At 64.2% G+C, this 21,734-nt stretch carries 23 protein-coding genes; 12 read left to right on the forward strand and 11 right to left on the reverse strand.

The genetic code is table 11. From position 1 onward, the window contains the following. Together LG661_RS01805 and LG661_RS01810 are read left to right on the forward strand one after the other, a co-directional pair. Nucleotides 1-912, forward strand: coding sequence for a dihydrodipicolinate synthase family protein (locus LG661_RS01805; protein ID WP_230530154.1), 912 nt, complete (start codon nucleotides 1-3; stop codon nucleotides 910-912). 19 nt (nucleotides 913-931) lie between these two features. Continuing rightward, on the forward strand, nucleotides 932-1,711 hold the full coding sequence (locus tag LG661_RS01810) for an SDR family oxidoreductase (RefSeq protein WP_230530155.1): 780 nt from the start codon (nucleotides 932-934) through the stop codon (nucleotides 1,709-1,711). A gap of 36 nt (nucleotides 1,712-1,747) precedes the next feature. Here the strand turns inward: LG661_RS01810 and chrA are convergent, their stop codons facing one another. Beyond that, nucleotides 1,748-3,136 carry a chromate efflux transporter gene (chrA, locus tag LG661_RS01815; RefSeq protein WP_230530156.1) on the reverse strand — a complete coding sequence of 463 codons (1,389 nt, stop codon included), beginning with the start codon at nucleotides 3,134-3,136 and terminating at the stop codon, nucleotides 1,748-1,750. Nucleotides 3,137-3,364: 228 nt separating this feature from the next. Between chrA and LG661_RS01820 the strand changes: the two genes are divergently transcribed. The 4 genes from LG661_RS01820 to LG661_RS25325 all read left to right on the forward strand — a co-directional run bounded on the left by LG661_RS01820 (nucleotide 3,365) and on the right by LG661_RS25325 (nucleotide 6,128). Further along, nucleotides 3,365-4,966: an MBL fold metallo-hydrolase gene (locus tag LG661_RS01820; protein ID WP_230530157.1), complete on the forward strand. Its 1,602-nt coding sequence runs from the start codon at nucleotides 3,365-3,367 to the stop codon at nucleotides 4,964-4,966. Nucleotides 4,967-5,055: 89 nt separating this feature from the next. Next, on the forward strand, nucleotides 5,056-5,460 hold the full coding sequence (locus tag LG661_RS01825; protein ID WP_230530158.1) for a hypothetical protein: 405 nt from the start codon (nucleotides 5,056-5,058) through the stop codon (nucleotides 5,458-5,460). Nucleotides 5,461-5,463: 3 nt separating this feature from the next. Continuing rightward, nucleotides 5,464-5,784: a c-type cytochrome gene (locus LG661_RS01830; protein ID WP_230530159.1), complete on the forward strand. Its 321-nt coding sequence runs from the start codon at nucleotides 5,464-5,466 to the stop codon at nucleotides 5,782-5,784. A gap of 104 nt (nucleotides 5,785-5,888) precedes the next feature. After that, nucleotides 5,889-6,128 (forward strand): dodecin domain-containing protein, encoded by a 240-nt coding sequence (locus tag LG661_RS25325; RefSeq protein WP_407666613.1) that lies wholly within the window; start codon nucleotides 5,889-5,891, stop codon nucleotides 6,126-6,128. On the opposite strand, the gene LG661_RS01835 is transcribed toward LG661_RS25325, so the two are convergent. Next, on the reverse strand, nucleotides 6,091-6,927 hold the full coding sequence (locus LG661_RS01835) for a universal stress protein (protein WP_230530160.1): 837 nt from the start codon (nucleotides 6,925-6,927) through the stop codon (nucleotides 6,091-6,093). The genes LG661_RS25325 and LG661_RS01835 overlap by 38 nt on opposite strands. Before the next feature lie 85 nt (nucleotides 6,928-7,012). After that, nucleotides 7,013-7,777 carry an LOG family protein gene (locus LG661_RS01840; RefSeq protein ID WP_230530161.1) on the reverse strand — a complete coding sequence of 255 codons (765 nt, stop codon included), beginning with the start codon at nucleotides 7,775-7,777 and terminating at the stop codon, nucleotides 7,013-7,015. Between the two features lie 660 nt (nucleotides 7,778-8,437). Here LG661_RS01840 and LG661_RS01845 point away from each other — a divergent pair. Together LG661_RS01845 and LG661_RS01850 are read left to right on the forward strand one after the other, a co-directional pair. Then, nucleotides 8,438-9,631, forward strand: a complete 1,194-nt coding sequence (locus tag LG661_RS01845; RefSeq protein WP_230530162.1) for a fumarylacetoacetate hydrolase family protein — start codon at nucleotides 8,438-8,440, stop codon at nucleotides 9,629-9,631. Beyond that, nucleotides 9,628-11,106: an aldehyde dehydrogenase family protein gene (locus LG661_RS01850; RefSeq protein ID WP_407666614.1), complete on the forward strand. Its 1,479-nt coding sequence runs from the start codon at nucleotides 9,628-9,630 to the stop codon at nucleotides 11,104-11,106. Before LG661_RS01845 ends, LG661_RS01850 begins: the two co-directional genes overlap by 4 nt. 46 nt (nucleotides 11,107-11,152) lie before the next feature. On the opposite strand, the gene LG661_RS01855 is transcribed toward LG661_RS01850, so the two are convergent. From LG661_RS01855 to LG661_RS01870, 4 genes are all read right to left on the reverse strand, one after another. Beyond that, nucleotides 11,153-11,338, reverse strand: a complete 186-nt coding sequence (locus LG661_RS01855; RefSeq protein ID WP_230530164.1) for a hypothetical protein — start codon at nucleotides 11,336-11,338, stop codon at nucleotides 11,153-11,155. Nucleotides 11,339-11,407: 69 nt separating this feature from the next. Then, nucleotides 11,408-11,698 (reverse strand): hypothetical protein, encoded by a 291-nt coding sequence (locus tag LG661_RS01860; RefSeq protein ID WP_230530165.1) that lies wholly within the window; start codon nucleotides 11,696-11,698, stop codon nucleotides 11,408-11,410. A 96-nt stretch (nucleotides 11,699-11,794) separates the two neighbouring features. Continuing rightward, a complete protein-coding gene (locus tag LG661_RS01865) occupies nucleotides 11,795-12,325 on the reverse strand; it encodes a LysM peptidoglycan-binding domain-containing protein (protein ID WP_230530166.1) in 531 nt (176 codons plus the stop codon). A 145-nt stretch (nucleotides 12,326-12,470) separates the two neighbouring features. After that, complete coding sequence (locus LG661_RS01870; RefSeq protein WP_230530167.1) at nucleotides 12,471-12,839, reverse strand: hypothetical protein; 369 nt, start codon at nucleotides 12,837-12,839, stop codon at nucleotides 12,471-12,473. A gap of 328 nt (nucleotides 12,840-13,167) precedes the next feature. On the opposite strand from LG661_RS01870, the gene LG661_RS01875 reads away from it, so the two are divergent. Further along, nucleotides 13,168-13,917 (forward strand): CYTH domain-containing protein, encoded by a 750-nt coding sequence (locus tag LG661_RS01875; protein WP_230530168.1) that lies wholly within the window; start codon nucleotides 13,168-13,170, stop codon nucleotides 13,915-13,917. A 52-nt stretch (nucleotides 13,918-13,969) separates the two neighbouring features. On the opposite strand, the gene LG661_RS01880 is transcribed toward LG661_RS01875, so the two are convergent. From LG661_RS01880 to LG661_RS01890, 3 genes are all read right to left on the reverse strand, one after another. Beyond that, nucleotides 13,970-14,818 (reverse strand): lytic transglycosylase domain-containing protein, encoded by an 849-nt coding sequence (locus LG661_RS01880; RefSeq protein WP_407666615.1) that lies wholly within the window; start codon nucleotides 14,816-14,818, stop codon nucleotides 13,970-13,972. Nucleotides 14,819-14,880: 62 nt separating this feature from the next. Further along, entirely contained in the window at nucleotides 14,881-15,348 is a 468-nt protein-coding gene (locus tag LG661_RS01885; protein ID WP_230530169.1) for a hypothetical protein, read from the reverse strand. Between the two features lie 7 nt (nucleotides 15,349-15,355). After that, nucleotides 15,356-15,709: a DUF6152 family protein gene (locus LG661_RS01890; protein WP_230530170.1), complete on the reverse strand. Its 354-nt coding sequence runs from the start codon at nucleotides 15,707-15,709 to the stop codon at nucleotides 15,356-15,358. Nucleotides 15,710-15,921: 212 nt separating this feature from the next. Between LG661_RS01890 and LG661_RS01895 the strand changes: the two genes are divergently transcribed. Both LG661_RS01895 and LG661_RS01900 read left to right on the forward strand, forming a co-directional pair. After that, nucleotides 15,922-16,221, forward strand: coding sequence for an HlyU family transcriptional regulator (locus tag LG661_RS01895; protein ID WP_230530171.1), 300 nt, complete (start codon nucleotides 15,922-15,924; stop codon nucleotides 16,219-16,221). Nucleotides 16,222-16,421: 200 nt separating this feature from the next. After that, nucleotides 16,422-18,158: a catalase gene (locus LG661_RS01900; RefSeq protein ID WP_322098829.1), complete on the forward strand. Its 1,737-nt coding sequence runs from the start codon at nucleotides 16,422-16,424 to the stop codon at nucleotides 18,156-18,158. Nucleotides 18,159-18,210: 52 nt separating this feature from the next. On the opposite strand, the gene LG661_RS01905 is transcribed toward LG661_RS01900, so the two are convergent. After that, nucleotides 18,211-19,011: a YihY/virulence factor BrkB family protein gene (locus tag LG661_RS01905; protein ID WP_230530172.1), complete on the reverse strand. Its 801-nt coding sequence runs from the start codon at nucleotides 19,009-19,011 to the stop codon at nucleotides 18,211-18,213. 379 nt (nucleotides 19,012-19,390) lie between these two features. Between LG661_RS01905 and LG661_RS01910 the strand changes: the two genes are divergently transcribed. Then, nucleotides 19,391-21,667 (forward strand): CDC48 family AAA ATPase, encoded by a 2,277-nt coding sequence (locus tag LG661_RS01910; protein ID WP_230530173.1) that lies wholly within the window; start codon nucleotides 19,391-19,393, stop codon nucleotides 21,665-21,667. The last annotated feature ends 67 nt before the right edge of the window (nucleotides 21,668-21,734 follow it).

Genomic DNA, 21,734 nt, shown 5'->3' on the forward strand with positions numbered 1-21,734 from the left:
TTGCTCACGAGTTCCGCCGCCGGCGTCTATGTCATCTGCCCCACGCCTTTCGAGAGCGACGGGCGTCTCGATACCGCCTCGACCGACCGGATGGTCGAGGCCTTCCTCAAGGCCGGCGCCACGGGACTGACGATCCTCGGCATCATGGGCGAGGCCCCCAAGCTCACGGCCGAGGAGGCGCTTGCGTTCGCCCGTCAGGTCATTGCCACGGTGGCGGGCCGCGTCCCGGTCATCGTCGGCGTCTCGGCTCCGGGCTTCGCCGCCATGTCGGCCCTCTCCTCCAAGGTGATGGATGCGGGCGCGGCGGGCGTGATGATCGCCCCGCCTTCGACGCTCAAGGCCGACGACCAGATCGTGAACTACTATGCCGATGCGGTCGAGGCCATCGGCTCGGACGTTCCCTTCGTAATCCAGGATTACCCGCTCACGACCAATGTGGTCATGACGCCGAAGGTGGTCATGCGCATCATCGAGCAGAACCCCTCCTGCGTCATGCTCAAGCACGAGGACTGGCCGGGGCTCGACAAGATCACGACGCTCCGCCGCGCGAGCGATGCGGGTCAGGCGCGCCGGGTCTCGATCCTGTGCGGCAATGGCGGCCTGTTCCTGCCCTTCGAGATGGAGCGCGGGGCCGACGGAGCCATGACGGGTTATGCCTATCCGGAGATGCTGGTCGGCGTCGTCAATCTCATCAAGGAGGGCAAGCGCAAGGAAGCGCACGATCTCTTCGACCGTCACCTGCCGCTGGTGCGCTACGAGACGCAGCCGGGCGTGGGACTGGCGGTGCGCAAGTACGTGCTCAAGCAGCGCGGCATCATCGGCTCCGACACCCTGCGCAAGCCGGGACCCAAGTTGAGCCCGGAGACGATCGCGGATATCGATTGGCTGATGGAGCGCATCGAGCGCTCGTGACACGAGGGGAAGTGACAGAATGAAAACCGGTTTGGAGGGGAAGCGCGCGCTCGTCCTCGGCGCAAGCAAGGGACTGGGCTTCGGCATCGCCCAGGGACTGGCGGAGGAGGGCGCCCGCGTCGCCATCGCCAGCCGCACGATGGAGGGCTCGAAATCCGCAGCCGACAGGATCGGCAACGGCGCTCTCGCGTTCGTCTGCGACACGGGCAAGACGGATCAGATCGATGCGCTCGCAAAGGACGTGACGGATGCATTCGGCGGCGTCGACATCCTCGTCCTCAACAGCGGCGGCCCGCCTCCGGGCAAGGCGCAGGGCGTCTCCTCCGAGCAGTGGCGTCAGTCCTTTGAGGCAATGTTCGTCAACCTCGTGCGCATCGCCGATCATCTCCTGCCTGGCATGATCGAACGCAAGTTCGGCCGCATCATCTCGGTGATCTCGTCCGGCGTGGTTCAGCCGATCCCGAACCTCGCCATCTCCAACTCGATCCGGCCCGCCCTTGTCGGCTGGGGCAAGTCCCTCTCCAACGAGGTGGCTTCCTCGGGCGTCACGGTCAACGCCATTGCGCCGGGCCGCATCGCGACCGACCGCCTGAAGCAGCTCGATGCCGCCAATGCGGAACGCACCGGCCGCTCGGTGGAGGACGTGGCCGCCGCCGCCCGCGCCGGCATTCCCGCAGGCCGCTATGGCGAGATCGAGGAGTTCGCGGCGGCAGCCGTGTTCCTCGCGAGTGAGAAGGCTTCCTTCATGACAGGCTCGATCCTGCGCGTCGATGGCGGGCAGATCTCGTCCGTGACCTGACGACGGACTTGAGGCGGGACGGCCTATCGTCCCACCTCAGCCGATTGCGCCGATGGCGTAGAGTGCGATGCCGGCAGCGGATGTCCCGGCGAGCGTCAAAAGCATCCCGATCCTGAAGCGGAACATGGCGACAAGGGCTGCCGCCGACAGAAGCAGCGCCCACGGATCGACGCTTGCCCAGACGGGCGCATCGAAGCCGAACGGCCCCCATGCGACGCCGAGTGTCTCCTCGAAGATCGTGTGGATGCCGAACCAGATTGCAAGATTGAGGATCACGCCCACCACCGCTGCCGTGATCGCGGTGAGAGCCCCGCCCAAGGATCGGTTGCCGCGCAGCGTCTCGATGTAGGGTGCGCCGAGAAAGATCCAGAGGAAGCAGGGCGCGAAGGTGACCCAGGTGGCGAGCAGGCCGCCCAATGTTCCCGCCACGAGCGGGTGGAGCATGCCGGAATCGCGGAAGGCGGCCATGAAGCCCACGAATTGCAGCACCATGATGAGCGGGCCCGGCGTCGTCTCGGCCATGCCGAGCCCGTCCAGCATCTCGCCGGGACGAAGCCAGCCGTAGGTGTCGACAGCCTGTTGCGCCACATAGGCCAGAACCGCATAGGCGCCGCCGAAGGTGACCATCGCCATCTTCGAGAAGAAGATGGCGATCTGGCCGAACACATCGCCTGCGCCGAGCGTGAGGACGAGGACGAGAACAGGCGTGAGCCAGAGTGCGAGCCACAGAACCGCAATCCTCATGCTGCGGGCGGTATCCGGTCGGGCATGGGCCGGCAGCTCCTCCCCAAGCAGGTTGTCGTCTGCTTCTCCAGCCCTGCCTTGCCCACCGACCACGAACTGAGGCAGGCCCGCTCTTGCGCCGGCAAAACCGATGATGCCGGCAGACAGGATGATGAGCGGGAAGGGCACGTCCAGAAAGAAGATCGCCACGAAAGCGGCCGCAGCGATGCCGATCAGCACGCGGTTCTTGAGCGCGCGCCGGCCGATCCGCATCACGGCCTCCAGCACGATGGCGAGCACGGCGGCCTTCAGGCCGAAGAAGAGGGCGGCGACGAAGCCGACATTGCCGTAGAGGGCGTAGATCCAGCTCAGCGCCATGATGGCGAGAACGCCCGGCAGGATGAAGAGACCGCCTGCCATGAGGCCGCCGAGGGTCCGGTGCATGAGCCAGCCCATATAGGTGGCGAGCTGCTGGGCTTCGGGCCCTGGAAGCAGCATGCAGTAGTTGAGGGCGTGGAGAAAACGGCTCTCGGACACCCAGCGCTTCTCTTCCACCAGGATCCTGTGCATCACCGCGATCTGCCCCGCAGGCCCGCCGAAGCTGAGGGCCGCAACCCGCAGCCAGACATGGAAGGCCTCGCGTAAAGAGACGCCGTGTCCGGTCGAGGCCGGAGCGATGGGTGAGGATTGAGATCCGTTCATGGAGCAACTGCGTTATCGCCGCTCCTGCAGGAGTTCAATCTGCAATCCTGGATCGGCCGATCGGGAGGCAGTCATGCTCGGGCTCTCGGCTCGGTCCTGCAAGAGGGCGCGTGATGTCATGGGTGATCCTCGTCAAGCGCAGGATCGGGCCAAGCTTGGCCACTCGACGCGGGCGCATGTTAGTGCAATGTAGCCGGAAGAAATGCTCTTTTTCGAAAGGAGGGCCCCTTGTCTCTTCGCCTCCACTTCTATGGCGCCGCCCGGACCGTAACGGGCTCGTGCTTTCTGCTTGAGACAGACCAGGCCCGCGTGCTCGTCGATTGCGGCATGTTCCAGGGCTCCAAGACCGAGAAGGAGCTGAACTACCGCCATTTCCCCTTCCGCCCGTCGAGCCTGAGCGCGCTCTGCCTGACCCATGCGCATATCGACCACAGCGGCCTCGTGCCGAAGCTGGCGAAGGCGGGTTTCGAGGGGCCGGTCTATGCCACGGCCGGAACCTGCGATCTCGCCTCCCTCATGCTCCCGGATTCCGGCTATATCCAGGAGCTCGAGGTCACACAGCTCAACCGCCGCAACAATCGGCGCGGAAGGCCGACGGTTTCGCCCATCTACACGGCCGAGGACGCCACGGCCTGCCTCGAGCAGTTCCGCCCCGTGCCTTACGGCCAATGGCAGCCCGTCGCTCCAGGCTTTCGCGCCCGCTACTGGAATGCCGGGCATCTCTTAGGCTCCGCCTCCATCGAAATGGAGGTGCAGTCGGGCGAGGCGGAAAGGCCGGTCCGCATCCTGTTCTCGGGCGATCTGGGAGCGGACCACAAGCTCCTGCAGCCGGATCCCGACGGGCCGCGGGACCTGGACTACGTGGTCCTCGAATCGACCTATGGCGACACGGACCGGGCTGGCATCACCATCGAACGCCGTAGGCGCATGCTCCGCGACGAGGTGAAGGCGGCGATCCGCCCGAGCGGGGTCCTGCTCATTCCCTCCTTTGCCGTCGAAAGAGCCCAGGAGCTTCTGGTCGACCTGCGCGAGCTGATGGAAGCGGGCGAGTTGCCCAATATCCCGGTCTTCATCGACTCGCCCCTGGCGACCAAGGCCACCTCCGTCTTCAGGAAGCATGCGGGCGAGCTGCGGAACGGGCGCGACCTCGTCGAGGCGCTCGAATCGAACTGGGTCCGCTTCACGGAGAGCGTGGAGGAGAGCAAGGCCATCGACCGCATCCACAGCTTCCACATCGTCATCGCGGCGAGCGGCATGTGCGAGGCGGGCCGCATCCGGCATCATCTCAAGGCATGGCTGTGGAAGGAGGAGGCGACGGTTCTCTTCGTCGGCTTCCAGGCTCAAGGAACCCTCGGCCGTATCCTGCAGGACGGAGCCTCCCAGGTCAGGATCCAGGGCGAGGAGATCAAGGTCAGGGCAAGGCTGCGCACCCTCGATCTCTATTCCGGCCATGCGGATGGGCCGGAGCTGAAGGCCTGGCTCTCGGAGCGCCTGCCCGTCCGGCGCGGCATCTTCCTCAGCCATGGCGAGGAGCCGGCCCTGAATGCCCTGCAGGCATCCCTCGAAGGGCTCTCGCCCTCCGGCCGCCCGATCATCCCGGACATCGACGACATCTATGATCTGAGCGGCGAAAGGGCCGAGCTGATGGACGGCCATGAGCACCGGCTGGCCCCCGCATCGGCCGGGCGGCAGGACTGGCACAACGACTACGCCAAGCTGCTTCTCGATATCGATGCGGCGCTGGACGCCGCCGCCGACCGGCGGACCAAGGCCGTGCTCCTCCGGCGCCTGCGCCGGGCTCTTGAGGAAGGGGCGGAATCCGGCGGCTGACGGCCGCTTGATCAGGATCAAGGTTCCGATGGGCAAATCTCCCGATGCTTGAGCAAGGAAACGACAGCTCAGTCCATTGGGAGGACACGATGCTCTACCAGATCACGCTTCATCTCGCCCGCATCAAGGAATATCCCGAGGGGAGCGCCCGGCACGGCTATGAGATCACGGCTCCGCTTGACGCCGAGGGGATGCTCGGCCCTGTCGCGTGGAAAGCCGCGCGGGCGAAGTGCCGGGTGCGGCGGTTCTGGCCGGATGAATTCGACCGCTACGGTCTTCTGGTCCACAGGCCCGGCGGCTCGGGCGGAGCGACCTGGGTGATCGACTACGATCCGGAACGCGCAATCGACGACGAAGCGGGTTATCGTCTCAACAGGCACCGGTTCGTCATGGGCGAATATGTCTCGATTCAGGATGAGGACGAGAAGCTCCATACGTTCCAAGTGGTCGCAGTCCGGCAGCTCAAGCCGGTCGAAACCGTGGAAAGCGCTTGAAGCATGTGGCGTTTCTTGATTCCCGCTCTCGCTCTCGCCCTGAGCGCCTCGCCGTCACAGGCGCAGGAGCCGCGCGCTCAGCGTGGCTTCACCTTCGTGCAGACGCACTGCGCGATGTGCCACTCCATCGGACGGTTTGGCGAAAGCCCTCTGAGCGAGGCCCCACCCTTCCGTACCTTGAGCCAGATATATCCCATCGAGAATCTGGCGGAGTCCCTGGCCGAAGGCATCATCACGGGCCATCCTTCCATGCCGGAGTTCCAGCTCGACCCGGGTCAGGTCAATGACGTGATCGCCTATCTGGAGTTGATCCAGCAGAAATAGAAAGCAGCGCGGGCCGCTCCGTTCACATCTTCGAGCGGAGCGCTCCCTCGCATGCACAAAGGCCCTCATCCTTGGTAACCTCCCCTGAGAGACAGGAGGTTGCCATGGCTTTGCTCAAGGTGATCAAGGTCCTGGCCGAGTCCGACCAGAGCTGGGAGGATGCCGCGAGGCGCGCCGTCAGGATCGCCTCGCAGTCGGTCCGTCGCGGGCGACGAAATCCGGTCCTATCGCGTGAACGCGAAGATCTCCTTCGCGCTCGAAGCGACCGACGAGTGAGAGTGACCGGCTCCGGTCCGATGATGCTGCTCAGAAGGACAGAAGCAGCGGCACCTTGCTGTGCTTGAGCATCGACTGGGTGACGCCTCCCAGCACCAGCTGGCGCAGGCGGGAATGGACGAAAGCGCCCATCACGGTCATGTCGGCGCGGAACAGGCCCGCCTGGGAGCGCAGCGTCTCCCCCGCATCGCCGTTCTGCACCGGCAGTTCCTTCACCGAGCAGTTGATGCCGTGGCGCGCCAGATGCGGCGCCAGATCCGCGCCGGAGACAGACCGGGACAGGTCCTTTTCACCCGACACCCAGACGATCTCCACCTGCTTCGCCGCTTTTAGGAACGGAAGCGCATCATTGACCGCGCGAGCGGCCTTGGCGCTGACGTCCCAGGCCACCATGACATTCTCGATCTTGAAGGTGTCGCAGCCTGCGGGCACGGTCAGGACCGGCCGCCCTCCATTGAACATCGCCTCTTCGAGAAGGCCGCGGCCGAGGCTCATGGCATCGGGATCTGCATCGAAGAGCGTCAGATCATGGATGCGGGTCCGCTTTGCGAAGCGGGACGCCAGGACGGCGTAATTGTCATGGATCACTTCGGTGGTGCACGGCACCCCCTGCGCCAGGGCATCCTGGCGCGACTGCTCAGCCAGCTCGCGGGCGAGCTCCTTCAGGCGCTGGTTCTTCTCCTCGACCAGCCGCGTCGCGACCTCGCTGATGAAAGCATGCGTCACGGCCATTTCAGGCGATAGGGCACAGATCGAGACATGGGCCTCGGCCTGCCGCGCCAGCCCGAGGCCGTAGCGAATGGCCGAGGACGGCGTTTTGTCGGCGCGACTGAAGCCGATCAGGATGCTTTTAAGGTTCTCAATCATCACATTCCTCCCTGTTTGCGAGGAAATTGATGCAGGTCCCGGACCTTCGCTTTGAGCCTGATCAAGGAAATTGTCGATATTCCGCTCAGCTCTCGTGCGCGACGAGCCCGTTGTCGATCAGGGTCTGCCAGATCTCCTCGGCGCTTTCCGCGAAATGGACGAGCTTACGGTCCTCCTCGCTCACCATGCCGTGTTCCAGAAGCGACTCGAAGTTGATGACCGAGCGCCAGTAGCCCCGGTCGAACAGGACGGTCGGCAGGGGCGGGGCTTTGCCGGTTTGGCGGAGGGTGAGAATCTCGAAGAGTTCGTCCAGGGTGCCGAAGCCTCCGGGAAAGATCACGAGCGCATTGGCCCGCATGGCCAGGTGCATCTTCCGCATCGCGAAATAGTGGAAGCGGAAGGTGAGCTCCGGCGTCGAGTAGGGATTGGGCGCCTGCTCGTGCGGCAGGGTGATGTTGAAGCCGATGGAGGGCGCGCCGACATCGGCAGCCCCTCTGTTCGCCGCCTCCATGATCCCCGGGCCGCCACCCGTCGCGATGACGTTGTCGCGCACGCTGCGATTGTGGATGAGGGCCCCGCCGCGCTGCGAGGCAATGGCGCCGAAGGAGCGCGCCTCCTTGTACCAAAAGGCCTGGCGCCCCGGCCCATCCTCCTTCACGCGCGCGCTTCCAAAGACCACGATTGTCGAGCGCACGCCCCAATTGCGCAGATGCTCCTCGGGCTTGGCGTATTCCAGCTGGAATCGAACCCCGCGCATGGAGTCGCCCAGCAGAAAATCCTGGTCGAGCACGGCGAGGCGGTAGGACGGCGAGTGGAGATTGGCCGCGTCCGCGGGGCTGTCGTCATTCATGCTGCATTTCCTCTGTTCGACCGTAATCCATGAAGGGAAGATGCCCGTCGCATGCCTATAGAGAGCACCGTAAGGGGAGGGAAGTTCCCGAGTGCACAGGCGTCTCCTACCAGCTCTAAGGCTGTGAGCCAGGCCGCCTGACCGGCAATTCCTGCGGTCCCGTTTCGGGGATACCGAGCGGCTCCGTCGGGTTGGGGACCTCACTGGGCGTTCTAGGCGGGACGCCCAGCGGCTCTTCAGGTCTTGGAACCCCTGGCGGCCCCGGATCCGGGTGCACGGGCTGGGGATCGGGAACATTGGGCTTAGGGTCGGATGGAGATGGCGTATCGGACATGAGACAGACCTCCCGTTCGAGCGAAGACAGAAGCGGCTCTCCGCTCAAGCCATTGGCAACAATGCAATCAGGTTGCGCAACAAAACGGGACGACCCTTGTTCCGAGAGACTCATCGGCCTGCCCGACTTAAGTTTCGGTCTCTGCAGACTAGAGAGGGAATCCGGGCCATCATTGATCCTGCTCAAGGGCCTGGCGCCCTGTGAGGCCGATTCGGACGGGATATCGGTATTTTCCTGTAGTCGCTTCCATTCTGGCCGCTATATCGATCATGAAGGACCACAACGAAAAGAGGGCAGGATTGCCCCGAACGGAGTGAGCGCAGCCCATGAAACCCCTCCCTTTGAACGAGCCTGCCAAGATCCTGCCTGTCGACGGCTTTCGAGGAGCCCTTGCGGGGCGCGTCTGGCGACCGGGCCTTGGGCCTTCCGTGGTGGCCATTCGTGAGGAAGGGGTCTTCGACATCTCGTCGTCCTGCCCGACCATGAGCGGGCTTGCCGCCACGGTCGATCCCGCAGGCGCCTTGAGGTCGGCTTCGGGAGAGCGGATCGGCTCCCTCGAGGAGATCATGGCCAACACGCCGGCCGATAGCCGGGATGCATCGAAACCCTGGCTGCTCGCCCCCACTGACCTTCAGGTCGTGAAGGCGGCGGGCGTCACCTTTGCAGTCTCGATGCTGGAGCGCGTCATCGAGGAGCGGGCTCGCGGCGATGCCAGCGCGGCGGCCGCCATTCGCGCCGAGGTCACCCGTCTCGTGGGCGACGACCTGAGCCGGCTCAAACCAGGCTCGCGTGAGGCCATGGACCTGAAGGCCGTGCTCGTGGCGCAAGGCGCGTGGAGCCAGTATCTCGAGGTCGGAATTGGTCCCGATGCGGAGGTCTTCACCAAGGCTCCGACGCTCTCCGCCGTCGGCGCCTTCATGGATGCGGGCCTGCATCCGAAATCCACCTGGAACAATCCGGAGCCGGAGGTGGTCGTCATCGTGTCCGCCGAAGGCCGGATCGTCGGCGCAAGCCTCGGCAATGACGTGAACCTGCGCGATTTCGAAGGGCGTTCCGCGCTCCTTCTTTCGAAGGCGAAGGACAACAACGCGTCCTGCTCCATCGGGCCCTTCATCCGCTTCTTCGACGACACGTTCTCTCTCGACGACGTGCGCCAGACCAATGTCACTCTGACGGTGGAAGGCGAGGACGGCTTCAGGCTCGAGGGGTCGTCCTCGATCACAAAGATCAGCCGCGATCCGGAGGACCTCGTTGCGCAGACGGTCGGCCCTCACCACCAGTACCCCGACGGCTTTGCGCTCTTTCTCGGAACGATGTTCGCGCCGACGCAGGACCGCGACGAGTCGGGAATGGGCTTTACCCACAAGACCGGCGACGTGGTGACCATCGCAGCGCCCAAGCTCGGCGCGCTCGTCAACCGCATGAAGTCGAGTTCGGAATGCGAGCCCTGGACCTACGGCATTGGCGCCTTCATGGCCGATCTGGCGCGGCGTGGACTGATCAAGACAGGAGATCGATGATGACGCAGAATTACATTGGCGGGGAATGGATTGCGGCTTCCGAGGCTGCGCCGGACATCAATCCCTCCAACACAAACGACGTGGTGGGCGAGTTCGCCCGCGCCGGCAAGGCGGAAGCCGAGCGCGCGATTGCGGCTGCCTATGACGCCTTCCCTGCCTGGTCCCGCTCCTCGATCCAGGGCCGGCACGACAGCCTCAAGATGATCGGCGACGAAATCATCGCCCGCAAGGAGGAGCTCGGACGCCTGCTCTCCCGCGAGGAAGGCAAGACCCTGCCCGAAGGCATCGGCGAGGTGGTGCGCGCCGGACAGATCTTCCAGTTCTTCGCTGGCGAGTGCCTGCGCATGGCTGGCGAGAAGGTGCCTTCCGTGCGTCCCCTGGTCGATGTGGAGATCACCCGCGAGCCGGTGGGCGTGATCGGCCTCATCACCCCCTGGAACTTCCCCATCGCCATTCCGGCCTGGAAGATCGCTCCTGCGCTCGCCTACGGCAACACGGTCGTGTTCAAGCCCGCCGAGCTGGTGCCCGCTTCCGCCCATGCGCTGTCCGAGATCATCAGCCGCTCCGGAATTCCCGCCGGCGTGTTCAATCTCGTCATGGGCAAGGGCTCCGTGGTGGGCGAGGCGATGCTGCAGAGCCCGAAGGTCTCCGCCATTTCCTTCACGGGCTCGGTGCCCACGGGCCGCCGCGTGGCCCAGACCTGCATCTCGACGGATCCGATGAAGAAGATCCAGCTCGAGATGGGCGGCAAGAACCCGATGATCGTGCTCGACGATGCGGATCTCGGCGTGGCGGTGGATTGCGCGCTCAACGGCGCATTCTTCTCGACGGGGCAGCGCTGCACGGCCTCTTCGAGGCTGATCGTGACCGGCGGCATTCACGACCGCTTCGTCGATGCGCTCACCGAGCGCATGAAAGGGCTGGTTATCGACGACGCTTTGAAAGCGGGCACCCATATCGGTCCCGTGGTCGACCAGAACCAGCTCGATCAGGACCTGCGCTACATCCGTATCGGTCAGGAGGAGGGCGCAAAGCTCGTCACGGGCGGCGAGCTGCTCAACCGGGACAATCCGGGCTTCTACCTCTCGCCGGCCCTGTTCACGGAGGTGGACAACAACATGCGCATCGCGCGCGAGGAGATCTTCGGGCCGGTGGCGACGGTGACGCGGGTGCGGGACTATGACGAGGCGCTGGAGATCGCCAACGACACGCCCTTCGGCCTTTCTGCGGGCATCTGCACTACGAGCCTAAAGCATGCATCCCATTTCAAACGCAGTGCCGAGGCCGGCATGGTGATGGTGAACCTGCCCACCGCAGGCGTCGACTACCACGTGCCTTTCGGCGGCCGTAAAGGCTCGTCCTACGGTCCCCGTGAGCAGGGGCGCTATGCGCAGGAATTCTACACCACCGTGAAGACTGCCTACACCTTCGACGGAAACGGGCCTTACGTGCCGAAGACGAAGTCGAGCGAGTAAGGCCCGGACAGGAGGACGGGTCGGCGTCCGAACCGAAGCGGGAATTCTACCGCTTCGGAATCTGCTGATCCGGCGACTTCGTGTCGGGCGCGGGCGGATCGTCCGGCGCACGGCCTTTCGAGCCGGCACCGGCTGCCTCGCGCCCGGTGCCGGCGGGCCGCCGACTGCTGCTGAGGCTCGAATTCGCGAGGTCGGAATCCTTGCTGCGTTCGTTCTCGTTTTTGCCCGTCACCGTGCTCTCCATCGACATCGCCGCGCCGAATACCGGCTGCGGATATGTGGGAGGAGAAGCGGTGGGGCCTTACTCGGGTTCCGCGTGATCCGAGAGAGCTTCGAGAAGCTCGATGCATTTCGCCGCCACGATGCCGGGCACCTTGGGATCGCCGTCGTAATATCGCGTGGCGACCGCGTTGGCGTGTTCGAACAGGTCGCTCATGTTTCCCGAAACGAAGGGGCGCGAGCTGGGGAAGTCGGGGGCCTCTTCGCGATTTCCGAGACGGCTTTTCCCCAAAGCGGCGCGACCGGAAGAAGCTTCCACATTGCGTGTCACTCTGCTCTTCCTGACGCTCTCGAGGGCGATGATTTCAGCCATGCTCCGCTCCACACCGATCGGTGCTGGTGATCTTGACCTGCGTTCGCATCAGGGTGGGCAACTCTTCAGGGTTAATGAGCCGCGCATAGGGAGATATCAGCGGGTCTTGCCGGCCGCGCGCGCGGAGGGCCGTTTGAGAGGCGTGGACACGAGCGTTGCTCCGGTCTGAGGCACCGCGATGCTGTACCGAACCGATTTCGTCCCGCTCCATTGCGGTGAACGAAGTCTGGCGCGCAGGCGGCCTTCGCCGTCCGTTCTGGCGCCGCGGAGAACCAGGTGCTGATCGGCTGACTGGCTGCGGCCGCTCTTGATCCAGACCCGCGTCCGCGGTGGAAGGCCGGAGGCCGTGATGAGAACGCGATTCCCCGTCTCCGTCTCAACTATACTGACTTCGATGGCTCCATCTGCCCGTACCGGTTCCTCCTGATCGGCCGTCTTCTCGCGTCCTGGAACATTGAGCGCAGCGCCGAGCGGCACGATGTTGGGATTTCGGATATGCGGATTTGAGCCGAGCATGGCCTCAACGCTCGTGCCGCAGCGGCGCGCGATTTTCGATAGGGTGTCGCCGCGAGAAACGGTGACCGAGTCACCGCACCGGGCATCCTGCGCCGCGGCGGGATTGAGCATCGCGATCCCGATCATGAGCGAGCAGCACGCGGCCAAACCAATCGGCAGGGCGAGCGCTCGTCTACAGATGTCACTCGGGTTGAACTCATGAATGCCCATGAGAGAGCAACGGACGGCTACGCCCGCGGTTCCCGGCCCATGCCCACTACCGTCGCGCTGCCGTCCATACACCGGAGCAGCCCCGTGTCGGAGCATGCCAGGTGCCGCCACCGGTGCTGCGCTTGAGGCGTCCCCTGATTTCGACGGGATCGCTCGCATTGCCTATACGGCTCAGCACGCGCCCATTCTCGCTGATCCGGCCAGCCGCGCGACCCAACTGACCCGACATGGACCGGACGCGAACCTGCCCGTTGTCGACGACCACATAATATCTGTAGAGCGGATCGCAGCCGCCGCGCCGTGTCTTGATCTCAACACGCCAGGGGCCGTCGAAAGTCGCCGCCGCTGTGGGGGCGGTTACGCTCAGCAGAATCAGCGCCGAGCCTGCCATGCGCGCCAAGATCTTCCCTGTCACTCTCTATCATCTCCGGTAAGTTCTTCGTCCGTGATGAACGCTCCTGAAACCGGGCCGGTTGCACGCAAGGGGCGCAGCAGAGTTCCGCATTTTTTGGCCTGTCCGATAATGTCGCCTTGCGCTTTGCCGTCATCTTGCCATGATCGGGGCCTCCTTAGCGCTTCGCCCTAGACGCACTTCCATCATCCTAGAACCGGCAGGCTGTCTCGCGGCCCCACTGCAAGCGGTGGCGGATTCGTGAGATTGAGACACTGTTCAAATTGATAAGAGGATCGCGGGGTTCTAGGTAGGGGCAACACTTGACCGAATGATTGGCAGAGAGCTCGATATGAGTACATTCAGACGTTATCTTATTGCTTCGTCCCTTGCGCGCCTCGTCCGCAAGGAAAGAGGAGGCAATCGGGTCACCGAGGGACACTTCCCGAACCAGGCCGATCGCAGCTCCTATGTCATCGTCGAAGGTGAGAAGGGCAGCCTTGTCCTCGTCCATGCAGGACCCGACGGCCCCATCGAGGAGCGGACGGAGGTGCCACGCACCCATGCAGAGGCTCTGCTCGACGTCACGCCCGGCAAGGTCGATTACCTTCTGACGCACCTGACCGTCGGCTCTCGCGACATTCACCTCCTGCGCTATGTCACGCCGGGGCCGCTCGATCTCATCACGGTCGAGTTCGAGAGTGAGGAGGAAGCCAGGGACTTCCGGCCCCTGTCCTGGTTCGGCCCGGATGTGACGGGCGAGCTTGCCTACCAGAGCCGCTCGATTGCCCTGGAGGGACTGCCGCAGCTCCCCGAAGTTCCGATCTCCAACGCCGCTCTCAACAGCCTGCTCGATACGCTGGAGAACCGCTACGGCGCTCCGCGCACATTCTCGCAACCTGCTTTGAGAAAACCTGCCGAGCCCGCAGCCGCCCCGCGCAATCCTGCGCCTCCGCAGGCGAGCGAGGCGCCGCCTCGGAGGCAGGCGCAGCGCCATGAGCCCGCACCGGCCGAGATCCCGGAGGACGACGCCGGCAGCATGAATATCGAGGACAACGTGATCCGCGAGCTCGCGCGCTCGCTCCGGCCGCAACGGCGATAAGGTTGAGAACCGCCCGCGCTTCAATGCGCGGGCCGTTCCCCGAGGCCCGATCTCAACTCGGCAGGGCGACGCAGGCGCCGCCCGACTTCCGGATCCGGCTACAGAGCTGCTGCGCCTCCTGCCTCGTCCCGGCAGGCGCGCGTACACGGTAGAACGTTCTGGACCCGCGATAGCGCAGCCGCGTTCCGATGATCATCGGCGGAGCATCGCCCAGGATCGAGGAGTAGGTCTTGCGGGCACGCGCGAAACTGGCGAGGGCGCGCTGCTTCGAGAAGTTTCCGGCCAGCTGTACGCCCCAGGGGGCAAAGGGCGTCTCGCCCGGCAGGTCCAGCCCGCGTACGCGCAGGGCCGTCACGATCTGCAGGCAGGATTGGTCGCTCCTGTCTGCCTCTTCCGGATCCTGATCCTCGGACATGCCCTTCAGGTCGGCAGACCATTCCTCCACCGAGCGGCCGGTGATCGCGGCCACATAGTTCCTCGTTTCCGCAGGCAGTTCGCTGCGCCCCGCCAGCCATGACGTGACTCGGGCCGGGCCGCCGTTATAGGCAGCGGCCGCGAGGCCCAGATTGCCGAACCGGCCCGCAAGCTCCGAGAGAAACTCGGCGGCCTCCGGGATCGCCTGCTCGGGGTCGAAAGGATCGGTCAGGCCGCGTTCCTGCGCCGTGCCCGGCATGAACTGGGCGATGCCCTGAGCTCCGGCCGGGCTGATGGCCCTCGAGCGGAAGGAGCTTTCCCGCCAGATCAGCTTCGTCAGAAAGTCGTGAGGAATCTTCTGGGTCTGCGCCGATCTCTCGATGAGACGGCAGAGCGCCTGCGCAACCGTCTCCGTCGAGGAGGCCTGCGCCGTCATGGCCGTTCCGTAAAAAGTGAGAAGAGTGCACAGCGCCAGAGGCAAGCGCATGAATGACCTCGCTCGAAGTTTTCAGGTCGCGATACCGGGATCCTCCGACAGATAGGGCCGAGCTAGAGATAGGCGATCATTCGTCCGGCGAAGAGCGTGAAAATCCATGCAATCAGCGAAACGCCGGCATAAACCCGCGCCTCGGGAGGAAGAGCGCCGGCGCGCAACATCTTGCCGAAGCGGGCATGGAAGATCGCGACATTGGCGAGGCCCAGGGCGATGAAGGCGAGCTTGGTATAGAAGGCAGGGTTGACGCCGAGCGCGCGCGCCTCGACCGCGAGCAGGATGATCCCTGTTGGAATCTGCAGGGCCAGTCCGCCTGCCGCGAGCGGGATGGCGTAGCGTCCGACCTGCCAGGCGTGCTTTCCATGCTCGGCCAGGACTTTGACGTCGAAGACCGCAATGCTCCCGACGACCAGGCTTGCCCCGAGCACGTGAAGCACGTTGGCGATCGTATAAAGCCATGCCGAGTGACGTCCGGCATGGCCGAGCCAGGACCCTTTGAGGACCGTCAGGAGGTCGAGATACATCGGGAGGTCAGCGCAGCTCGAAGGTCCTGCCGCCGACCGTGATCCTCTCCGCCCGCAATTTCCCTTCGACGCGGGTGGAAGGGTAGCCCTCGACTATCACGGTGGAGCCGGCCTTGATCATGTCTGGGTCAAGGCCCCGGGCGTTCATGCGGAAGGGCGGCGCCAGCACGACGTCCCAGTTCCTGTTCTGGTGCGGAAGAACGATCAGGACATGCGGATTCTGCCATTCGGCTTTCTGCACCGGGCCCGAGATGGTCAGCTTTCGGGAGGCGTCGTAGCTTCCCCAGCCGTGATGAGCCCAGGCGATGCCGCCGGCAAGGAGGAAGGCGGGAAGACAGAGTGCAAACAGAGGACGGTTCATGGCTTGACGCTCTGCAATATCGGAACGGAGGCCTTGTGGTCCAGACTTGCGCTGTCGCCGCAAGCGGTCAAGGGCTTGCGCGGCGGTGAGGAAGCAGTTCGCGCCCCCTACCGAGGGAAAAGGGTGCGATCCAACGAGAATGTGAATATAGTGCTGCCGCTGCACGGCTCTGCCGCGCGTCATCCCATCCTTCCAGGAACTCGATTGCCGCCATGTCCTCGATCTTCAAAAGCCTCTGGAGCCGCCTCACGAATTCTGGCGAGGCACGGGTTGCGGCGGAGCCTGCAGCCGAAGCGGTAGAGTACAAGGGCTTCCGCATTCGCCCCGCTCCCTATCCTTCAAGAGGGCAGTATCAGACCGCGGGCGTGATCGAGAAGGATTTCGAGGGCAGCGTGAAGGAGCATCGCTTCGTTCGCGCCGAGACCCACGCCAGCAAGGACGCCGCCGCCGCATTTGCCGTTGCGAAGGGCAGGCAGATCATCGACGAGCAAGGCGACCGCATGTTCGGCTGAAACATGGTGTCAGCGAAAGGCCGTCATTTGCCTGCCTCTGGACGCATACCTGCGCATTCCTGTAGGGCCTATTTCCTTTTTCTGCGCCTGCATCAGGTATCCCCTTTCGCCGCATCCGCCTGACCTCGCGAAACCATTGTCCGCACCGGATGTTGGCTTCGAACCATCAGGCTCAAGGCTGCAAGCTCGAGGAGATAGCCATGGACAAGAAATCCGAGAAATCCCGCTCCGGCGCGACCTCTTCGGGAGGATCATCGGAGCAGGTTCTGACGAACCGCCAGGGCCACCGGATCACCAACAACCAGTCGCAGCGCACCGTCGGCAGTCGCGGCCCGGCTACGCTTGAGAACTATCAGTTCCTCGAGAAGATCACGCATTTCGACCGCGAGCGGATCCCCGAGCGCGTCGTCCATGCCCGCGGCTTCGTCTGCTATGGCGAGTTCGAGGCGACCGGCAAGATCGGCGACGAGCCGGCTTCGAAATACACCCGCGCCAAGCTGTTTCAGGATGCCGGCAAGAAGACGCCGCTCGCCATCCGATTCTCCACCGTCATCGGCGGACGCGATTCCTCCGAGGTCGCCCGCGACCCGCGCGGTTTCGCGGTGAAGTTCTACACGGAAGACGGCAACTGGGACCTCGTCGGCAACAATCTGGCAGTCTTCTTCATCCGCGACGCCATCAAGTTCCCGGATGTGATCCACTCCCTCAAGCCCGACCCGGTCACCTTTCGCCAGGAGCCGAACCGGATCTTCGACTTCATGAGCCAGACGCCCGAATCCATGCACATGCTGACGCACCTGTTCAGCCCGCGCGGCATTCCCGCGAGCTACCGGCACATGGAAGGCTTCGGCGTCAACACCTACAAGATGGTCAATGCCCAGGGCGATACGGTGCTGGTCAAGTACCACTTCCATCCCCGATGCGGCATTGCGAGCCTGACCGCCGATGAAGCTGGAAAGGTGCAGGGGCAGGATCTCGGAACCGCGTCGAAGGACCTCTATGAGGCCATCGAGCGTGGCGAGCATCCGCAATGGGACATGTACGTCCAGATCATGGAGGATCACGACCATCCCGAGCTCGACTGGGACCCGCTCGACGATACCAAGATCTGGCCGGAGAAGGATTTCCCTCTGCGGCATGCGGGCGTGATGACGCTGAACCGAAACGTTCAGGACCACTTCAATGAGAACGAGCAGATCGCCATGGGCACCGGCGTTCTCGTGGACGGGCTCGACTTCTCCGACGACAAGATGCTGGTGGGCCGAACCTTCTCCTATTCCGATACCCAGCGCTACCGGGTCGGTACGAACTACCTGCAGCTGCCGGTGAACCAGGCCAAGAACGCCAAGGTCGCCACCAACCTGAACGGCGGGCAGATGTCCTTCGGCCGCGATGTGGCCCCGGGCCAGAACCCGCATGTGAATTACGAGCCGTCCATTCACAACGGACTGCACGAGGCTCCACGGGAGGAGCCGAACAATCCGCCCGAGGTCCAGGGCAGGCTGACCCGTAGCTTCATTGACCGCCGCAACGACTATGTCCAGGCACGCGGCCGCTACTGCACGATGATGGATTGGGAGCGTGACGATCTGGTCCACAACATGGGCACGCTGCTCGGCCAGTGCGAGCGCGATGTGCAGGAGCGTATGGTGTGGCATCTCCTGCTCGTCCATGACGATTACGGCAACCGGGTGGGCGAGATGATCGGCATCACCGCCGATGATGTGCGCAAACTGGAGCCGCTTCCGAAGCAGGTGCTGACCGACGTGGACAAGCGCCGCCTCCAGAACCTCGGCAAGAACGGCGATACGATCGACTCGACCGTCTGGGGTCAGTGGACCAGTTCGGTGAAGAACTACAAGGCCTCGGCCGAGGAGGTCCTGGGCGGCATGCGCGGTGTTCCGACGCAGCCCGCCATGGGAGAGGCCGCCGAATAGCCTCCAGCGGCATCACGAATCACCGAAAAGCAGGCCACAGGGCCCGCTTTTCTCATGGAGGACTCACTTTCTTTTTCCTCCGGCTGCCCCGGCTCTCCGCATAGGCCTTCGTGAACTCTGCCCCGAACAGGAGGATCAGGGCAGAATAGTAGATCCAGAGCAGGATCGTGATGATCGATGCCGCGGCTCCATAGCTCGATGCGACATTGCTCTGGCCGAGATAGTAGCCGATCAGCACCTTGCCGATGGTGAAGAGAACGCCCGTGACCAGAGCGCCCGTGATGACATCGCTCCATGTAAGCCAGACGGCCGGGAGAAGCTTGAAGATCATAGCGAAGAGGAGAACGGAGATCGAGAACGAGACCAGTCTGTTGATCGTCTGCAGCACCACGGCTGTGTCGGCAAACCCGGCTTCGAGATAGTTGCTGATGGCCGATAGCCCTGCATCGAAGACGAGGGAGACGAGGAGCAGGAAGCCGATGCCCAGAACGAGCGTCAGGCTTCTAAGCCTTGTGCGCAGGAAGTCTACGATGCCATAACTTGCAGGCGCCTTCACCTTCCAGATGATGTTCAGGTCGTCCTGCAACTCGACAATGGCTCCGGTCGCCAGGAGAAGGAAGGTCACGATGCCGACCGTCGTGCCGACGATGCCCGATCCGACATTCCTGGCGCTGGCGATCATCGCCTCGAGAGCCGTAGCGCCCCTCTCGCCCAGCAGGCCGCCGAGTTCGGAAACGATGGCGCCCTGGGCCGCTTCCTGCCCGAAGGCGAGGCCGGCAACGGCGATGGCGACGAGCAATATGGGAGCGAGAGAGAAGACGGTGAAGAACGCAATGGCCGCGCCTAGGCTCATGGCGCGGTCGCTCCACCACCCGGCGAAGGCAGTCCGGAAGAGCTGAGATGTTTCTGAGAGCATGTGTGGAACGGTTCTCAAGCTCGATCCGCCTCGTGCGTTTGGTGTGATGCAGTGACTTGGCTGTAGAACCGGTCGCCTGTTCCTCTTGTTCCGTGGCAATCATCCGGCTGGATGGGAGCAGGCGCAACGCCGGCCGGCCCAGCTTGTGACTTGGCCGCAACAAAGAGGAGAGCGCAGCGTTTGTCCTCATGCTCCGGGCCGCGCGCGGTCCTGAACTTATTCTGTAAAGCTTCAGCCGGCAGAGTTTCGGAATCCCGAGGGCGTCCCCTCCTGTTCCTGCAGCTCGGGCCGGCAATGCAATCATGGAGGACAGACCGTGGCCGAGGACGGACAGGTTGTACGCTTGCAGGTGGCGAATTCTCGCCCGGGAGATTCAGGGCACGGCATTGCCCGCGTCAGTCAGAAGACGCTTTCTGAGCTCGGGATCCAGGAAGGCCAAGCTATCGAGATCATCGGCAAGCGGCACACCACGGCCCTGGCGATTGCACCGTACCCCGAGGACGAAGGCCTCAACATCATCCGTCTCGACGGCTTGCAGCGCGTCAATGCGGGCGTCGGCAGCAGCGATTATGTCGAGGTGAAGAAGGCCGAGCTCCGTCCGGCTACCCGCGTGGTGCTTGCTCCTGCCCAGAAGAACCTGCGCCTGCAGGGGTCTGGCGATGCCCTGAAGCGGACGTTCTACCGCCGCCCTCTCATGGCGGGAGACGTCATATCGACCTCCGTTCATTCCCCGAACAGCATCGACCCGCGGCTTCCCGACGAGATCCGCGGTCTCCTGAACATTCCGGCCTATGGCCTGCAGGAGATCCGTCTCGTGGTGGTCTCGACGCAGCCTCGCGGCATCGTGCAGGTGACCGGCGACACGGAAGTGGAGCTGCGCCCGCAATTCGAGGAGCCGAAGGAGGCCCGCCGGGCGGATGTGACCTATGACGACATCGGCGGCCTCGGCAACACGGTCGATCAGGTGCGCGAAATGGTGGAGCTGCCTCTGCGCCATCCCGAGCTCTTCCAGCGTCTCGGCATCGACCCACCGAAAGGCGTCCTCCTCTATGGCCCGCCCGGTACCGGCAAGACACTGCTTGCGCGCGCCGTCGCCAACGAGACCGAGGCCCGCTTCTTCCATATTGCGGGTCCGGAGATCATGGGACGTCACTACGGCGAATCCGAGCAGCGGCTCCGGCAGGTCTTCCAGGAGGCGCAGCAGGAAGCTCCCTCCATCATCTTCATCGACGAGATCGACAGTATCGCGCCCAAGCGCGAAGAGGTGACGGGCGAGGTCGAGCGGCGCATCGTGGCGCAGCTTCTGACCCTGATGGACGGGCTGGAGCCGCGCCAGAACATCGTGGTGATCGGCGCAACGAACCGGCGCGAGGCCATCGACGAGGCTCTGCGCAGGCCCGGCCGCTTCGACCGCGAGATCGTGATCGGCGTTCCGGACGAGACGGGACGGCGGGAAGTTCTGGCCATCCACACGCGCGGCATGCCGTGCAGCGAGGATGTGGATCTCGATGAGATTGCGCGCACCACCTATGGATTCGTCGGAGCCGATCTCTCGGCGCTGGCGCGCGAGGCCGCCATGGATTCGCTGCGCCGCATTCTGCCGAAGGTCAACCTAAAGGACGGGATTCCCGGGGAAGTGCTGGAGAACCTGCGGGTCTCGCGGGCGGATTTCATGAACGCCATGAAGCGCGTCCAGCCCTCGGCCCTGCGCGAGATCATGATCCAGGTGCCGAACGTGACCTGGGATGATATCGGCGGCGTCGAAGAGGCGCGCACCCGGCTGCGCGAAGGAGTCGAGCTTCCCCTCAAGAGCCCGCAATCCTTCCAGCGTCTCGGCATCCGCCCGGCCAAGGGGTTCCTGCTCTTCGGCCCGCCCGGCACCGGCAAGACGCTGCTCGCAAAGGCCGTCGCCCGCGAGGCGCAGGCGAACTTCGTCGCGACCAAGTCGTCGGACCTGCTCTCGAAGTGGTACGGCGAGTCGGAGCAGCAGGTCTCGCGTCTCTTCTCCCGGGCGCGGCAGGTGGCGCCGACGGTGATCTTCATCGACGAGATCGACTCCCTCGCCCCCGTTCGCGGCGGCGGACTCGGCGAGCCGGCCGTGACGGAGCGCGTCGTCAATACGATCCTGGCCGAAATGGACGGGCTGGAGGAACTTCAGGGCGTCGTCGTGATGGCCGCCACCAACCGGCCCAACCTCGTCGATCCGGCTCTCCTGCGACCAGGACGTTTCGATGAGCTGATCTACGTGGCGGTTCCCGACGCCAAGGGCCGGAGGCACATCCTAGGCATTCACACCAAGGGCATGCCCCGCGCCGATGACGTGAACCTCGATACGCTAGCCGAGCGGACCAACCGCTTCACCGGAGCGGATCTCGAGGATCTGACTCGCCGCGCCGGTCTCCTCGCCTTGCGGGAATCCCTTGAGACCGATAGGGTGACGATGGCCCATTTCGAGAAAGCCTTGCGGGAGACGCGGCCTTCCGTGACGCCGGAGATGGAGCGGGAATACGAGGACATGGTCCGCACCCTGAAGCAGGAGGGGCCGCAGCGCACGTCCATCGGGTTCCTACCTGTGCGCCAGGCGGCGGAGTAGGTATCGAGGCAGTGTGGAAGCCTCGGGCACCCGAGGCTTCCACACTCGTCTTTTGGCTGCGGTTGCA

Source organism: Microvirga roseola (assembly GCF_020866965.1).
GTDB lineage: Bacteria > Pseudomonadota > Alphaproteobacteria > Rhizobiales > Beijerinckiaceae > Microvirga > Microvirga roseola.

Excerpts from the sequence above, each read along its gene's own strand:
- LG661_RS01810 (WP_230530155.1), top strand. The coding sequence starts at position 932 with ATGAAAACCGGTTTGGAGGGGAAGCGCGCGCTCGTCCTCGGCGCAAGC.
- chrA (WP_230530156.1), bottom strand. The coding sequence starts at position 3,136 with ATGAACGGATCTCAATCCTCACCCATCGCTCCGGCCTCGACCGGACAC.
- LG661_RS01825 (WP_230530158.1), top strand. The coding sequence starts at position 5,056 with ATGCTCTACCAGATCACGCTTCATCTCGCCCGCATCAAGGAATATCCC.
- LG661_RS01830 (WP_230530159.1), top strand. The coding sequence starts at position 5,464 with ATGTGGCGTTTCTTGATTCCCGCTCTCGCTCTCGCCCTGAGCGCCTCG.
- LG661_RS25325 (WP_407666613.1), top strand. The coding sequence starts at position 5,889 with ATGGCTTTGCTCAAGGTGATCAAGGTCCTGGCCGAGTCCGACCAGAGC.
- LG661_RS01835 (WP_230530160.1), bottom strand. The coding sequence starts at position 6,927 with ATGATTGAGAACCTTAAAAGCATCCTGATCGGCTTCAGTCGCGCCGAC.
- LG661_RS01840 (WP_230530161.1), bottom strand. The coding sequence starts at position 7,777 with ATGAATGACGACAGCCCCGCGGACGCGGCCAATCTCCACTCGCCGTCC.
- LG661_RS01845 (WP_230530162.1), top strand. The coding sequence starts at position 8,438 with ATGAAACCCCTCCCTTTGAACGAGCCTGCCAAGATCCTGCCTGTCGAC.
- LG661_RS01850 (WP_407666614.1), top strand. The coding sequence starts at position 9,628 with ATGATGACGCAGAATTACATTGGCGGGGAATGGATTGCGGCTTCCGAG.
- LG661_RS01860 (WP_230530165.1), bottom strand. The coding sequence starts at position 11,698 with ATGGCTGAAATCATCGCCCTCGAGAGCGTCAGGAAGAGCAGAGTGACA.
- LG661_RS01865 (WP_230530166.1), bottom strand. The coding sequence starts at position 12,325 with ATGCTCAATCCCGCCGCGGCGCAGGATGCCCGGTGCGGTGACTCGGTC.
- LG661_RS01875 (WP_230530168.1), top strand. The coding sequence starts at position 13,168 with ATGAGTACATTCAGACGTTATCTTATTGCTTCGTCCCTTGCGCGCCTC.
- LG661_RS01880 (WP_407666615.1), bottom strand. The coding sequence starts at position 14,818 with ATGCGCTTGCCTCTGGCGCTGTGCACTCTTCTCACTTTTTACGGAACG.
- LG661_RS01885 (WP_230530169.1), bottom strand. The coding sequence starts at position 15,348 with ATGTATCTCGACCTCCTGACGGTCCTCAAAGGGTCCTGGCTCGGCCAT.
- LG661_RS01890 (WP_230530170.1), bottom strand. The coding sequence starts at position 15,709 with ATGAACCGTCCTCTGTTTGCACTCTGTCTTCCCGCCTTCCTCCTTGCC.
- LG661_RS01895 (WP_230530171.1), top strand. The coding sequence starts at position 15,922 with ATGTCCTCGATCTTCAAAAGCCTCTGGAGCCGCCTCACGAATTCTGGC.
- LG661_RS01900 (WP_322098829.1), top strand. The coding sequence starts at position 16,422 with ATGGACAAGAAATCCGAGAAATCCCGCTCCGGCGCGACCTCTTCGGGA.
- LG661_RS01905 (WP_230530172.1), bottom strand. The coding sequence starts at position 19,011 with ATGAGCCTAGGCGCGGCCATTGCGTTCTTCACCGTCTTCTCTCTCGCT.